General features: G+C 60.2%; 14 protein-coding genes. 5 read left to right on the plus strand and 9 right to left on the minus strand.

The annotated features are described in order from the left end of the window. Nucleotides 1-72 precede the first annotated feature (72 nt). From J2X76_RS16060 to J2X76_RS16100, 9 genes are all read right to left on the minus strand, one after another. Nucleotides 73-1071: a 4-hydroxyproline epimerase gene (locus J2X76_RS16060; protein ID WP_310217946.1), complete on the minus strand. Its 999-nt coding sequence runs from the start codon at nucleotides 1069-1071 to the stop codon at nucleotides 73-75. Between the two features lie 14 nt (nucleotides 1072-1085). Then, nucleotides 1086-1946, minus strand: coding sequence for an ABC transporter permease subunit (locus J2X76_RS16065; protein WP_310217948.1), 861 nt, complete (start codon nucleotides 1944-1946; stop codon nucleotides 1086-1088). Then, the gene (locus tag J2X76_RS16070) at nucleotides 1943-2791 is read right to left on the minus strand and encodes an ABC transporter permease subunit (protein WP_310217951.1); all 849 of its coding nucleotides are present in this window, start codon (nucleotides 2789-2791) and stop codon (nucleotides 1943-1945) included. Before J2X76_RS16070 ends, J2X76_RS16065 begins: the two co-directional genes overlap by 4 nt. Nucleotides 2792-2802: 11 nt before the next feature. Next, nucleotides 2803-3891 (minus strand): glycine betaine/L-proline ABC transporter ATP-binding protein, encoded by a 1089-nt coding sequence (locus J2X76_RS16075; protein WP_310217954.1) that lies wholly within the window; start codon nucleotides 3889-3891, stop codon nucleotides 2803-2805. Between the two features lie 78 nt (nucleotides 3892-3969). Further along, nucleotides 3970-4821 carry a glycine betaine ABC transporter substrate-binding protein gene (locus tag J2X76_RS16080; RefSeq protein ID WP_310217956.1) on the minus strand — a complete coding sequence of 284 codons (852 nt, stop codon included), beginning with the start codon at nucleotides 4819-4821 and terminating at the stop codon, nucleotides 3970-3972. Between the two features lie 78 nt (nucleotides 4822-4899). After that, entirely contained in the window at nucleotides 4900-6246 is a 1347-nt protein-coding gene (locus J2X76_RS16085; RefSeq protein ID WP_310217958.1) for an FAD-binding oxidoreductase, read from the minus strand. Next, nucleotides 6243-7760: an aldehyde dehydrogenase gene (locus J2X76_RS16090; RefSeq protein ID WP_310217962.1), complete on the minus strand. Its 1518-nt coding sequence runs from the start codon at nucleotides 7758-7760 to the stop codon at nucleotides 6243-6245. Before J2X76_RS16090 ends, J2X76_RS16085 begins: the two co-directional genes overlap by 4 nt. Continuing rightward, complete coding sequence (locus tag J2X76_RS16095; protein WP_310217964.1) at nucleotides 7753-8664, minus strand: dihydrodipicolinate synthase family protein; 912 nt, start codon at nucleotides 8662-8664, stop codon at nucleotides 7753-7755. Before J2X76_RS16095 ends, J2X76_RS16090 begins: the two co-directional genes overlap by 8 nt. After that, nucleotides 8661-9374, minus strand: a complete 714-nt coding sequence (locus tag J2X76_RS16100; protein ID WP_310217966.1) for a GntR family transcriptional regulator — start codon at nucleotides 9372-9374, stop codon at nucleotides 8661-8663. The genes J2X76_RS16095 and J2X76_RS16100 overlap by 4 nt, the downstream gene beginning before the upstream one ends. 647 nt (nucleotides 9375-10021) lie before the next feature. Here J2X76_RS16100 and J2X76_RS16105 point away from each other — a divergent pair. The 5 genes from J2X76_RS16105 to J2X76_RS16125 are packed head-to-tail and all read left to right on the plus strand — an operon-like array spanning nucleotide 10022 to nucleotide 14637. Further along, entirely contained in the window at nucleotides 10022-11209 is a 1188-nt protein-coding gene (locus tag J2X76_RS16105; protein ID WP_310217970.1) for an ABC transporter substrate-binding protein, read from the plus strand. Nucleotides 11210-11231: 22 nt separating this feature from the next. Continuing rightward, nucleotides 11232-12104, plus strand: coding sequence for a branched-chain amino acid ABC transporter permease (locus J2X76_RS16110; RefSeq protein ID WP_113127816.1), 873 nt, complete (start codon nucleotides 11232-11234; stop codon nucleotides 12102-12104). 43 nt (nucleotides 12105-12147) lie between these two features. After that, nucleotides 12148-13134: a branched-chain amino acid ABC transporter permease gene (locus tag J2X76_RS16115; protein WP_310217973.1), complete on the plus strand. Its 987-nt coding sequence runs from the start codon at nucleotides 12148-12150 to the stop codon at nucleotides 13132-13134. Further along, nucleotides 13131-13904, plus strand: a complete 774-nt coding sequence (locus tag J2X76_RS16120) for an ABC transporter ATP-binding protein (protein ID WP_310217975.1) — start codon at nucleotides 13131-13133, stop codon at nucleotides 13902-13904. The genes J2X76_RS16115 and J2X76_RS16120 overlap by 4 nt, the downstream gene beginning before the upstream one ends. Continuing rightward, nucleotides 13894-14637 carry an ABC transporter ATP-binding protein gene (locus J2X76_RS16125; protein WP_310217977.1) on the plus strand — a complete coding sequence of 248 codons (744 nt, stop codon included), beginning with the start codon at nucleotides 13894-13896 and terminating at the stop codon, nucleotides 14635-14637. Before J2X76_RS16120 ends, J2X76_RS16125 begins: the two co-directional genes overlap by 11 nt. Nucleotides 14638-14641: the final 4 nt, after the last annotated feature.

Here is a 14641-nt window from a genome sequence, read left to right on the forward strand (position 1 = left end):
GTTGCAGGGCGCTGCGTGCCTGGACATTTGACTATTGCTGTCCGGCCGATGCCCGCCTTCTCTGGTTTTTCCTTACCTGATCTGAAAACCCTGCGCCAACGGATCTCGATCATCGACGAATATCGTATTGTGGCCGATGATCCGCGCCCAGCCGCTTATGCTCGGTCTTATACCCCGAAAACGTCCGATCGTCGCCTCGGCTTCCACCCGCCCTTCGAAAACGGTGCCGATCAGGCTCTCCTGGCGATAGCCTTCTCCGACTTTGAGGCGCCCCTTGCCATGGAGCTGCGCCATGCGCGCGGAAGTTCCGGTGCCGCCCGGTGATCGGTCGATGGCCTTGTCTCCGTAAAACACCACCCCGCGTCCATCGGCACCGCCGTTCGTCGGCCTGTCGCACCAGAGGGCGTGATGGACGCCGTTTATTCTCCCGTCTTGCGGATGGACGGGATCGCAGATCGGCGCAAGGGCGTCGCGAAGCCGGCGGCTCAGCTCGACGATATCGCTTGCTGACATGCCGTCGAGCCCTTTCCAGTTCCGTTGCGGCTCGACCACTGCATAATAGTTTCCGCCATAGGAGACATCGACGACAAGCCCGCCAAGACCCGGTACGTGAACCTCCACGTCCGCCTCGTGGAGGTAACTCGCGACGTTGAACATGCGCACGGATTCCACGAACTCGCCCTGCTTGTCGTACTTGATGTCGACTTTTCCCGCAGGCGTCTCTATCGAGAGCTGCCCCGGAACACGCGGCGTAACAAGTCCCTCTTCGATGGCGGCCGTGACCAGCCCGATCGTGCCGGCGCCGCACATCGGCAGACAGCCGCTGACCTCGATAAAAATCACCGCAAAATCGCAATCATCTCGATAGGCGGGATAGATGAGGGCTCCCGACATGATGTCGTGGCCACGGGGTTCGAACATCAATGCCTGGCGGATCCAGTCATGCTCACGAATGAAGATGTCGCGGCGCTCCGCGATCGGCAGATGCGGAAGCAGCGGCCCGCCGGCAGCCACGAGCCTCACCGGGTTGCCGCAAGTATGGGAGTCGATGCAAAAGAAACTGCGGCGCACTGAAAAATCTCCGACTAGGCGGCCGTCGCCGATCGTCCGATCCGGCGTCCCTGCAACGCCCCCTTGGACAACCGGTCCAGCAGGATCGCGATCGCCACGATGGCAAGTCCGGCTCTAAGACCGAGCCCCATTTCCATGCGGGTCAGGCCGCGGGTCACTTCGGCGCCAAGCCCCCCGGCCCCGACGAGCCCGGCCAGCACGACCATTGCCAATGACAGCAGGATGCACTGATTGAGGCCAACCAGAAGCGTCGGAGTGGCCGACGGAATTTCGATCTTGAGCAGGATCGATCGGGGTGAAGCACCGCTTGCCTGTCCGAGTTCGAGAAGGTCCTTCGGCACCTGGTTGAAGGCGAGCGTCGTCAGACGCAGCATCGGCGGGATTCCGTAGACGATCGTCGCGATGATCGCCGGGACCCGGCCGAGGCTGAAAAGCATGACGGCAGGGATGAGATAAACCCATGGCGGAACGGTCTGCATGATGTCCAGCACAGGGCGGCTGGCGGCCTCGAACTTCTCGTATCGCGAGGCTAGAATTCCGAGCGGAAACGCCACCAGCACCGAGATCATTACCGCCACGGTGACCAGGGCCAGCGTCTGCATCGAGGCGGTCCAAAGACCGGACAGAAAACAGAAAGCCAATGCAATGGCCGTCACGGTGGCCGCGCGGAAGCCGATCAGGAACCCCGCGAGAAGAACGGCTGCGATTATCACGGCATAAGCGGGCGGATAAAGGAGAGCGGCTTCAATTCCTCCAAGCACGGTTTCGATCAGCTTCGTGAGGGCGGCGAAGAACGGATGGAAATTCGCGTTCAGCCAATCGACCGCGGGAGCGAGGTAAGCGCCTGGAGAAAAACGCAGGACATCCGGATTCATCTTACACCCGCCTTCGCACGGTGCGCCGCGCTTTGAGTGAGCCTGTCCAACACCATGGTCAGGATGACGATGGCGATGGCGGCGTTGATCGATGTGGCAATGTCGAGTGTCCGGACCGCCCCGTAGATGGTCTCGCCGAGACCGCCCGAGCCGACGATGCCGGCAATCACCACCATGCCGAAAGCCATCATCAGGCTTTGATTAATGCCCGCCATGATGCTGAGCATGGCGAAAGGAAGCCTTATCTTGGTGAACATCTGCCACGGGGAGAGGCCGCTTGCCTGTCCGAGTTCGATGAACTCGCGCGGCGTCATGCGGATGCCGAGCGAGGTGAGGCGGATCGAGGGCGGCATCGCAACGATAAATGTGGCGACCAGCGCAGTCGCCGGACCATATCCAAGAAGGGCAATGGCCGGCAGAAGGTATATGTAGGGCGGCAGCGTCTGGATCAGATCGAGCGCCGGTTCCAGAGCGCGGTCGAAGGTTTTTACGAAGCCCGCGACTATGCCGATGGGAATGCCGACCGCGAGTGCGAGTATCGTGGCAGTTGCCACGAGGGCAAGTGTGCTCATGGTCTCCGCCCACAGGCCCATGAAAGCGCAGAACGCCAGCGCAATGCCTGCAAGCAAACCAGCCACTGGATTGAGAAGTCGCCAGCCGAGCAGTCCGGCAATGATCGCGATGACATGGAAGGGAGCGAGTTCCAGGAACCAGAGAATGCCGTCATAGGTGCCCTCCAGGACAAACCTGATGAAGTCGAACAGCCATTCGCCGTTGTCGCCGATCCAGCCAAGCGCATTGTCCGTCGAGGTGTCGAAAAGATCGGTAATGACTGAGGTGTCCATGCCCACTCCTCCTACGCCGCGCCGGGCGCTCCAGCAGGCATCCCGGCGACACCGCGGAGCAGGCCGCGGGTCGTGACAACGCCAACAATTGAGCCGTTTTCGACGACAGCCACCGCATCCCGCTCGGAGCGCATGGTGATGTCGATGAGTTCGCCGATGTCCGCCTCGGGCGAGGCCTTGAGAAGCGCGTCTACGTCGCAGTGGGGCTGTGAGGTCTTGAAGTCGGCGACGGGACGCATCACCGAATGCGCCTTGACCAGATGAATTCGGGAAATGCCCGCCACGAATTCGGCGACATAGTCGCCGGCCGGTTTGGTGACGATCTCTTCGGCCGTGCCGACCTGGACGATGATACCGTCCTTCATGATCGCAATCCGGTCGCCGATCCGGATGGCTTCCTCAAGGTCATGGGTGATGAACACCGCAGACTTGCCCAGAGATTTGGTCAACTGCCGGAATTCGTCCTGCAGCTGGCGCCTGATCAGAGGATCGAGCGCGCTGAACGGCTCGTCCATCAGGATGATTTCGGGATCGGCTGCCAGGGCCCTGGCGAGCCCGACACGCTGCTGCATTCCGCCTGACAGCTCCGAGGGATATCGCGATATCCAGTCGGAAAGACCGACCTTCGCCAAGGCCGCGCGTGCGGTTTCGTTGCGCTCGTCCTTTGGAACGCCGCGGACCTCAAGGCCGAACGCGGCATTTTCCAGCACCGTCCGATAGGGAAGAAGGGCGACACTCTGGAAGACCATGCCGATATTGCGCGCCCGCATGTCGCGCAGCTCAGCCGGATTCAGTTTGGCGATCTCCCTGCCTTTCACGACGATCTTGCCGAGGCTCGGCTCGATCAGGCGGTTGAGAAGGCGCACGAGCGTCGACTTTCCGCTGCCCGAAAGGCCCATGATGCAGAAGATTTCGCCGCGGCGAACCTGAAGGCTGGCGTCAGAGACGCCGACGACACAATCGAAATCCTGGAGCACCTGCTTCTTCGACAATCCGCGTTCGGACACGGCCTTCACGGCCGCTGAAGATCGTGCGCCGAATATCTTCCAGACGTTCTGGCAATCCAGCAGCACGTCATTTGCTTCTTTGACGGTGTTCATTGCGTTCCCCAACGCCAGCTTTTGCTGGTCTGCCTGTGGTTTCGCGGGCCGCCGAGCTGGCGGTCCGCGTTTCGAAAGTTATTGCTTCTTGATGTTTTCCCAGCGCTTGATGAGGTCTGCGTGAGCCTGGATCCACGCCGCAACGGCTTCGTCCATCGTCTTGCCGTCATTGACGGCGCTGTTGATGGAGGTGATGTCGGCGAGCGGCACATAAACGCTTGCGATGACCTCACGAGCGCGGGGATATTTCTCGGAGAAGCCCTTCTGGCCGATCCAGTAATAGCTTTGCGGCGGCGGGAAGACGCCCTTCGGATCCTTGAGGAACTTCACGTCGTACTTCTGCATCATCCACGACGGTTCCCAGACCGTGACGGCAATCCATTCCTTGCGATCGGTCGCCGATTTCAGGGCGGCGGTCATGGCTGCGGTGCTGCCTTCGACGAGCTGGAGCTTGAGGCCATAGTCCTTGACGGCCTTGCTGGTATCCCGCATCAGGCCGGATCCCGGCTCGATGCCGACGATCTTGCCGCCGAACTTGTCGGCATTGTCGTTGAGCTGGTCGAGGGAATCGATCGTCACGTATTTCGGCACGGCGATCGCCTGAAACAGGCCGTGCGAAACCGGTGAAACCTTCTCGAGACGGTTCTTGTTCTTGTCCCAGTAATCCTGGGCGACATAATCCGTCTGGGAAGCGAGGATCTGGATGTCGCCCTTGCTCAGCGCGGCGTAGGCAATGCCCCATTCCGAAAACGGCACCACTTTGACCGTGTAGCCGGAGTCCTCCAGGACCTTTTTGGTGATTCCGGTGATGGGCGTCAGATCCTCCCACGACATCGTACCCACCGTAATCGTCTTTTCCTCCGCGTGAGCGGACACCATGGTCATGCCGACCATTGCGGCCGCGCAGAGCGCTTTCCACCAAGCCTTCATTGCATTCTCCTCTTTTTTCGTTCCCATCTGTGTTGAAGACCGGCGGTTGGCTCAGCCCTCAGATTGCGCGGCGAGGGATCATCCCTCGCGACCAGCACGCAATTCCTGCAATCGGATCACCGAGTTGATGCCGAGCCATGCCAGCGGTTCCGGGGGAAGCCGGGATGGCTCGGGGTGATCCATGTATTGTTCGAGATGTCGGGACGCGGTCCCTGTCGCCAGTTCGGCGGCCATCATGCCGGCGAGCGTGCTTTTTACGGTGCCCAATCCGTTTTCGACGCAGGCCGAATAGAGACCTTCCTCGAGTTCGCCCGAGGCAGGCACATGGTTCAGCGTCAGGCAGATCCGTCCCGCCCAACTATGTTCGAAGGGAATGCCTTTCAGGCCGGGAAACCGCGCATCGAGGGAGGCTCGGTGCTCCCGGACCATCCTGGCCATGCGACGTTCCGTTATCTCGACGGCGGTTTCGTAGGTATATTTTGTCCGGATTGCGATGCGTGATTGCCCGCCAGTCGTGATCTTGCGGACCGTCGCTCCCATCGCGTCGGCGGGAAGCAGTGCCCATCTGTCCCGGCCCGACGCCTTGCGTCCGAAATCTTCCACAGGGAAGGGGGCGGTCATGGAGGCGTAGGCAAATATGTGCATCAGCCGGCCGCCGTAATAGCCGAAGTCGTCGATGTGGCCGTTCACCCCGAGGATCACCTTGGGAGCGGTAACCTTTCCCCGCGCGGAAACGGCAGTCCAAGCTCCGCTCCTGCGCTCTAGGGAGACTACGGGTGACCGTTCGAAAAGAGCGACCTTGGAAGAGAGCCCGGCGGCGAATTCGCGGATGTAATCGGCGGGCTGTATCAGCACGGCTCCCGGCGTAAAAAGCCCGCCCAGATAGTAGTTCGAGCCGGTGATGTCGCGCATCTCGGCGGCATCGAGAAAAACGTGTTTCTCGCCGGCGTTCTTCAGAGATGCTCCGAAACTCCGGTTCAGCCCCAGGCCACGCGCGGTGGCAGCGGCATTGATCTTGCCCGAGGGATCGAATGTCTCGCGCGACATTCCATACTCTTCCGCAGCCCGCGTTGCGAAGGCGATTGCCGAGCGGTTTTGCGCCATTTCCAGCCGAGTGGAGTCGGCGCCGCCGCTCGAATACTCGCTGGAGGACAGATTGTGCGGGACGTCGATCATGAAGCCGGAATTGCGGCCCGACGTTCCTTTCCCCACTTCGCTCGCTTCGAGGATGACGATCTTGTCCTGAGGTCTCAGCTCGAGCAGCCGGCGGGCTGCGGAGAGGCCCGCAAACCCCGCGCCGATGATCAACCAGTCCGCCGTCACGTTACCGTCGAGGCTCACGGCCGGGAAGGATCGCTGACCGATCGCCTCCCACCCCGAGACGCCATTCTCAACCGGCAGGCGTTTGACGGATCTTGTGATCATCGGACCGTCTCGTCGATCGAGCGTTCCGACACGTCGATCCAGATCGTCTTGAGTTCGCAGTAGTTGTCATGCGCGAAGATCGACTTGTCGCGCCCGCCGAAACCGGACTCCTTGTAGCCGCCGAAGGGAGTTGTCGCGTCGCCCTCGCCGAAGCAGTTGACGGTAACAACACCCGCCCGGATTTCCCGCGACAGCTTGATCGCCTTCCGGAGACTTCCGGTATAAACCGAGGCCGTCAGGCCATAATTTGTGTCGTTGGCGAGCGCGATGGCCTCAGCCAGATTTTCAAAGGCCGTCACAGAAAGGATCGGCCCGAAAATTTCCTCCTTGAAAAGGCGGCTTGTCGGCGTGACGCCATCGACCACCGTCGGTTCGATGAAGATCCCGTCCTGCGTTTCGCCGCCGTGGGCAATCGAGAGCTTCTCGGTTTTGACGTCGTCGAGGAACGATTTCACCTTTTCGAAATGGTTCTTGCTGACGAGAGCGCCGATGCGGTTTTCCGGATCGAGCGGGTCGCCCGTCTTCCACTCGCGCATATAGGCGCCGATCCGCCGGAGCAGTTCATCCTTGATGCTCGACTGGACGATCAGCCGCGACGTGGCCGAGCAGTTCTCGCCCATGTTCCAGAACGCTCCGTTGACCACCTGTTCGGCGACCAGGTCCAGATCCTCGGCATCTTCGAGCACCACGGCAGGGTTCTTGCCGCCGCATTCCAGAACGACACGCTTGAGGTTGGAATCAGCCGCATAGCGCAGGAATCGGCGGCCGGTCGGCGTCGATCCGGTGAACGCCACCATGTCGACATCCATGTGCAGGCCGATCGGCTCGCCGACATCCTTGCCGCCGCCCGTCACGACGTTGAAGACACCGGCGGGGATGCCCGCTTCGAACGCGAGTTCGGCGACGCGCAATGTCGTCAGCGTCGTTTCCTGGGCAGGCTTGACGATGACGGAGCAGCCCGAGGCCAGAGCCGGGCCGATCTTCCAGGCCAGCATCAGGAGCGGGAAATTCCAAGGCAGGACGCAGCCGACCACACCAACCGGCTCGCGCACGACCATGGTCAGTGCATTCGGGCCGACCGGAGCGGTATTGTCATAGAGCTTGTCGATCAATTCCGCATGCCAGCGGATGGTATGGATCGTGTCCGGAACGTCGACGGTCTGACACTCGCGAATCGGCTTGCCGCTGTCGAGGCTTTCCATGACGGCGAGTTCGTGGCGGTTCTCTTCGAGGAGCTTCGCGAACCTGAGGAGCGTGGCCTTCCGGTCGCCGGGTGATTGAAGGCGCCAGCGGCCGTCTTCGAAAGCCTGCCGTGCCTTGGAAACTGCGTAATCAACATCGCTTGCGTCACATGCCGCGATTTCGGCGAGCGCGTCTCCCGTGGCAGGATTGGTCGTGCTGAACGTCTTGCCGGAGCTGGCCGGACGGAAGGCACCATCGATGAAGGCGTTGGTGGGCAGTTGAAGATCTGCAGCGATCGCCTTGTATTCGGCCGCGGTCAAAGGTTCATGCATGATTGGCTCCCGCCGTAATCTGGGCGACCGTCCGCTTCAGGGTGGCAACGACAGTCTGGAGTGTTCTCTTCTCATCGGAATTGAGAGGGCGCAGCGGCGCGCGAACCGAACCTGTTTTCAGTCCGATGATCTCGCAGCCGTGCTTGATGGACTGGACGAATTTGCCGGTCTCCAGAAAGTCCATCAGCGGCAGCATCGCGGTCATGATCGCGCGGCCTTTGTCGAAATTCTTCTCGATCACGCAGGCTTCGTAGAGCGCAACGTGTTCGCGCGGCAGGAAATTCGAACCGGCGCAGACCCAGCTTTTCGCACCCCAGGCAAAGAATTCGAGGGCCTGATCGTCCCAGCCGCAGGAAAGCGCGATATGGGGGAATTTCCGGGCCAGACGGTGGAGGTTGGCCATATCGCCGGAGCTTTCCTTGATCGCCACGACGTTCTTCGATTTGCCGACCCGGGAGAAATATTCCTCTCCCATCACCACGCCCATGCGTGCCGGATAGTTGTAGAGCATGATCGGCAGGTTGGCGGCGCGATCGATGGTGAGGGCATGAACGGCGTTTTCGCGCTCGGTCGGCAAGGCATAAGGCGGCGACGACACCAGGATGGCGTCCGCACCGATCTCCCTGGCCGATCTGGCATATTCGACCGAGTCTTCGGTGCGGGTCGCGCCTGTGCCCACGATAAGCGGAAGCCTGTTCCCGATCACATCCTTGGCATACTCCGCCAGGGCAAAGCGCTCTTTGGAGCTTTGGGCGTAATATTCGCCCGTCGAGCCGCCGACGATGATGCCGTGCACCCCGGCTTCGATCAGCGATTCAAGTACGGCGGCGAACGCCTGCCTGTCGATCTCTCCATCGGGAGTGAGCGGCGTGATTGCCGGAGTGTAGATGCCCTCGAACTTCAAGACGATTTCTCCACCGATGCGACGGGTACTTCAACGAGCGCGTCCGCCTTCATTCCCTGGGGCGCGATGAACATTTCCATGTTCTCGCGAGACAGTTCCCAATGCTCGAACACCAGGTCGACCACCGTATCCTCGTCATGGGAGCCGATCGCGGCGATGAAACCGTCATGATGGTCGACGGCAAGCTGCAGGCGTTTGCGCATGTCGTCGTTACGCGGGCGAAAGAAGGTGTGGCCGATGCGAGCATGGTCGATCAGGAGACGACCGAGGCTTGGCTGCAGGTACGCATTTCCCGACATCTCGCCCATGATTTCGTGGAAACGGTTGTTTTCGAGAACCATCGAAAGCGCGTTGCCTTTGGCGCTGGCGCTTCGAAAACGCTCCTGGGTGTCCTTGAGGTCGACGAGCTGTTTGGGCTTGAAGTTCTGCACGGCAAGCCGGCCAATCGCCGCGTAAATCATCGGAGCGACAAGGAAGAAGTTCCGCAGGGTCTGGTGGTTCATCGGAATGACGCGCGCACCGCGGTTGGCGCGGATGTCGACATAACCTTCCCCCTCGAGGCGGCGGAAGATTTCCCGAACGGGAGTGCGTGAGAGACCGTATCGCTCGCTCAGGCCGACTTCATCCAAATCCTGATCCGGATCGAGTTCCATTGTCAGAATCTGACGCTTCAGATCCTCGTAGAGCCCGTTTTTGCCGCTCGTCACCAAAGCCTCCTGTTTTTTTCGAGGTCGCAAAAGGAACCTGCATCCTGCCGAGGCTGAAGTCAAGAATTTTGTATACCTGATGTACACATAAGTTATTCTCGTCGTGCACAATAGGCAAATTGACGCCGTGCTGCTGAAGTGGCCCCGCTGTTCGGGCCTCCAAACGCAGGTCAGCGACGAGGGTTACGTGAATGGGTTTGAAGGCGTGGGTGGAACAAAGCGATGTGAAGCTCGCCGGCCGTTCAGGGGGCCAAATTCTCACGGTCAGGAAAGGCTGTGCCTATGACGGCTGCCAATAGCGTAGCGCGTAGTCATCGCGTCATTGACGAGGCGGCTGACTTTGGAAAGAGTCTCGGCCACGACCGCGCTCAGTTCTGGACTTCGGCTGGCGTCCCGTTTGATCGGCACCGCCGCTACCGAAGGGAAGGCAGCGACACCAGGATTCCCTGTGCCAGATTCTCCATTTTCACATCCCTCTTCGCCATAAGGAAACGCTATAGCGCCAGAAAGGAGTTGTGTTGGCCAAACGCCGTCACCTGAACCTAGTGTGACCCATCGGGCAGCATGAGGCTACCCAGAAAAGAACCGCTGAAGCGGCAATACGCGACCGGCATAAGCCGAGCGATGAAATCCGAACACGGAGTGGGAACATGACACATATTTTCTCTCGCAGAATGCTCTGCATCACCGGCGCCGTCCTGTCCGTTGCGGGAGCGGCTCCTTTTGCGACCATGGCGCAGGCTGCCGACACGATAAAGCTGGGAATTGTAGCTCCGATGAGCGGTCCGAACGCCCGCTACGGAGCGTTCTCCATGCATGGTGCCGAGCTGGCCGTTAAAGACATCAACGCCGCTGGTGGCGTCAACGGCATGAAGATCGAACTCTTCAATGCCGATAGCCAGGGCACGCCTGTGGAGGGCGTTTCGGCGACCCGCCGCCTGATCGACCAGGACGGCGTCGACTTTCTCATCGGCGATGTTTCGAGTTCGGTCACGCTTGCAATGCAGCCTGTGGCCGAGGATGCCCAGGTGCTGCTCCTCAACGCCGCTTCTTCAAACCCGAAGATCACCTATCAGGCAGGCGTCGGCGGCTTCAAGTGGACCTACCGCAACTACCCGACCGACGAGAACCGCGCGCTGATTGTCGCCAAATACGCTGCCGAGCAGCGTGGATTCACGAAATTCGCAGTGCTTTCGGTCGATAGCGATTATGGCCGTTCGGCGATCACGTTCACGAAGAAATATCTGCCCGACTTCAAGGGTCAGATCCTCAGTGAAGACTACTACAAGGAAGGCGAAGTCGACTTCCGCAGCGTTCTTGCCAAGATCCGGGACAACGGCGCCCAGGCGATCATCTATTACGGCCTTGCCGACACCACCCCGATCCTTGCTCGCCAGATGATCGAGCTTGGCATGGCCGGCAAGGTTACGCTGATCGGCAATGGCGAATTCAATACGGAAAAGACGATCAAGGCCGCCCCGAGTGCGCTGGAAGGCGCAGTCGAGGCCGCCGCATGGCTTCCGCAATTCGACTCTCCGGCTAGCAAGGCGTTCGTTGAAAAGTTCACGACGACGTACAAGGAGGCTCCGAACAACCACGCCTACGTTCACTGGGATACCGTCAATCTCCTCGCAGCGGCAATCAAGCAGGCCGGAAGCGCCGACAAGACCAAGGTCCGGGACGCTCTCTCGAAGATCAAGTACAAGAGCCCCGTTGGCGAAGTCACCTTCGACGATCACAATCAGGCTCGTCTGCCGATGATCCTGCTGCAGATCGAAAAGGGCGTGCCGAGCATCAAGGGTGCATATACGGCAGACATTCAGTATCCTGCCAAGTAACTAACCCGGGAGGAGTACACCCATGCTCTCGACCGTTCTTGAGCAGGTCGTCAATGGAATCGTGACCGGTTCTGTTTACGCGATCGTCGCCGTCGGCATGACCATGATCTTCGGCGTGCTGAGAGCCATCAATTTCGCTCACGGCGAATATTACATGCTCGGGACGTTCGGGGCCTGGTTTGCAGTTGATTATCTTGGATTGTCCTATGAGGCGTCAATCGTCGTGGGCATCCTTGCGACGATCGTAGTTGCCTACGTGGTCGGGCAGCTTGTGATGCGGCGGATGGTCGGAGCGCCTGCGGAATCGGGCGTGCTCGCAACCCTCGGCATCGCGCTTATCCTGCAGAACGCGGTCATCTTCGTCTTCGGGGGAGGCTACAAGTTCTTCTCCGGAGGCTATATCGAGCCGATCTCGATCCTCGGCTTCAGCCTTGCCCAGCAACGTATCCTTATTCTCGTCGTCTGCCTGGTCGTCTTCGTCGGGCTGGAGCTGATGGTCACCTACAGCCGCCTCGGGATGGCGATGCGCGCGGTTTCGCAGAACGTCGAATGCTGCGAAGTGGTCGGCATCGATGTTCCGCAGGTCGTGCTCCGCACGTTCATTCTCGGCGCGGCGTTGGCCGCTCTCTCGGGCGTTCTCACGGCACCCGTCAATGTCAGCGTCTATGGCGGCATGGGTGAGCTGATTACTTTCAAGACCCTGCCGATCATCATCATGGGCGGACTTGGCAACGTGCGCGGGACCTTCTTTGCAGCAATGATCCTTGGCATCGCCGAGAGCCTCGTCGCTACATATGTCGGCTTGCAATTCCGCGATACCGTCGGGTTCGCAACGCTCATCCTGGTGCTGATGTGGCGTCCGTACGGCCTCTTTTCGACGCAGGCGCGCTTCTAAGAGCAGCTCCCGCCGAACTCTCTCGAACTTCTGAGGACTCGACATGTCTCTCACGGAAACAGTCCCACAGGCCCGCAGACGCGATCTTCGGATCCCGCTCGCCGCGATCCTGGTCGTCATAGCGCTTGCCGCGCCCTACATCGGAAGCCGCTACGTTACCCACTCCCTGATCATTGCACTGATCTTCATGCTTCCCGCACATGGTCTCAATCTTCTCGTGGGGTACACGGGGCTTCTGTCGCTCGCGCAGGCGGCATTTTTCGGCATCGGCGCCTACACGGCGGGCCTGCTCGCCGTAACCTACGGAACCCCGTTCTACGTCAATCTGATCGCCGCCGGCGTGGTATCCGGCGCTGTCGCGCTCCCGCTCGGCATTCCGGCACTGCGTCTGCGCTCGACCTCGTTCGTGATGTGTACGCTGGGCTTCGTCATCATCGGCCAGGCCATCTCCAAGAACTGGGTATCTCTGACGCGCGGGGACATGGGCCTCTCCGGTATTCCAAAGCCTTACTTCGAGCTCGGGCCACTATCATTCTCCATATCGGGCACGACAAACTTCTACTATCTCGCCCTGGCTATCGGCGCTCTCGCGACCTTCGCCGCATGGGCGATCGTCAGATCGCCCGCGGGACGGAACATGGTGGCCATCCGGGAAAACGAGACCCTGGCCGAATCCCTCGGCGTGCCCACCTGGCATTACAAGCTGATCGTCTTCATGCTCAGTGCGGTATTTGCCGGCATCGGCGGCTGCCTCTATGCGTACTATCTGACGGTCGTCAGCCCTCTGACCTTCCAGATGTACTATTCCACGACGATGCTCATCATCGTGCTGGGCGGGGGCGCTGGAATGATATCGGGTACGGTCTTTGGCAGTCTGCTCTTCGTCGGATTGACGGAAGCGCTGCGCATCACCCCTGAATTGCGCATGATCGCCTACGGTTTCTGCCTGTTGGTCCTGGTCTTCTGGTTCAAGAAAGGCTTCGCGCCGCTGATCAACCGGTTCTGGAATGTGATCGGAGGTGTCAAATGACTGCTCCTCTGCCCCTCCTGGAAATCAAGAACCTCACCAAGTCCTATGGCGCGGTGAAGGCCGTGGCCGATGTCAGCATTCATATCGATCGAGGGGAGATCGCGGGACTGATCGGTCCGAACGGATCAGGCAAGTCCACGTTCTTCGACTGCAGCACCGGTCTTGCCCGCCCTGACGCCGGCACGGTCATACTCGACGGTCAGGACATAACCGGCTGGTCGCTCAATCGCATTGCTCGCGAGGGCCGCATGCTGCGGTCGTTTCAGAAGACCGTGACGTTCAAGGCGCTGGATGTCGAGGAGAATCTGATCATCGCGGGTCAGATGTTCACCTTCCCTTCGATCGCCGCGACGTTCGGCCTCGGCAAGCGTTCGCGAAGCCGCATCGACGGCCTTCGCGAGAGGGCACGAGAACTGATCAAGATGGCGGGCCTCTGGGATGTTCGCCACCAGCCGGCGGGCAACCTGTCCGGGGGGCAGCAGAAGCTGATCCAGTTCGCGTCCATGCTGATGCCCGAACCGAAGCTGATCCTGCTGGATGAGCCGATGGCAGGCATCAACCCGAAGATCATCGAGCGCGTCGTGGACACCATCCTTTATGCAAACAAGTCGCTCGGGGTCAGCTTCCTGGTGATCGAACACAATATCGATGTGGTGACGAGCATCTGCCAGCGGGTCATCGTCCTCGATCAGGGAGCCAAGCTCGTCGAGGGCCTGCCGCATGACATCGTTCAAGACCAGCGTGTGAGGGAGGCCTATCTTGGGGGCTGAGACGAATCTTTTCATTCGCGATCTGCGTGCAGGCTACGGCAGTCTGGACATCTTGAACGGCGTGGATCTCGACGTGCCCAGGGGGCAGTTCGTAGCCCTGTTGGGCCCGAACGGCGCCGGAAAATCCACGCTGCTGAAGACGCTTTACGGGATGACCACGATCAAGGGTGGGAACATCGACTGGTGTGGCAAGAACATTGCCGGCTACAAGTCGAAATCCATTTTGGGCGAGGGAATCTCGTTCGTTCCCCAGGGTCGCTGCAACTTCCCCGTCATGACGGTCGACGAGAACCTTCAGATGGCTGCCTACTCGATACGCGATGCCAGGGTGAAAGCCGATCGCGACTACGTCTATGACCTCTTCCCCATCCTGAAGAAACGTCGCGCCACGCTTGCGGGCAACATGTCCGGAGGAGAGCAGCAGCTGCTGGAAGTCGCCATGGCCGTGCTGCAGCGTCCGAAGGTTCTATTGGTCGACGAACCTTCCGTCGGGCTTTCGCCCGCGGCGATCGGGATCGTATTCGACGAGCTTCTTCGACTTCACGCCGACGGGATGACGATCCTCCTGGTCGAGCAGAATACCAAGAAGGCGATGGAGGTCGCGCAACGCGCGGTCATCCTGAGGCTCGGAAAGGTCATCTGGGACGGCCTGCCGAAGGATATCACCCATGACGAACTCGGCGAGCTTTTCTTGACCGGGAAGATGCGCGGCGAAACCGAAGCCGTCCACTGACGGC

The sequence above is a fragment of the Neorhizobium sp. 2083 genome (assembly GCF_031455615.1).
Taxonomy (GTDB): Bacteria; Pseudomonadota; Alphaproteobacteria; order Rhizobiales; family Rhizobiaceae; genus Neorhizobium.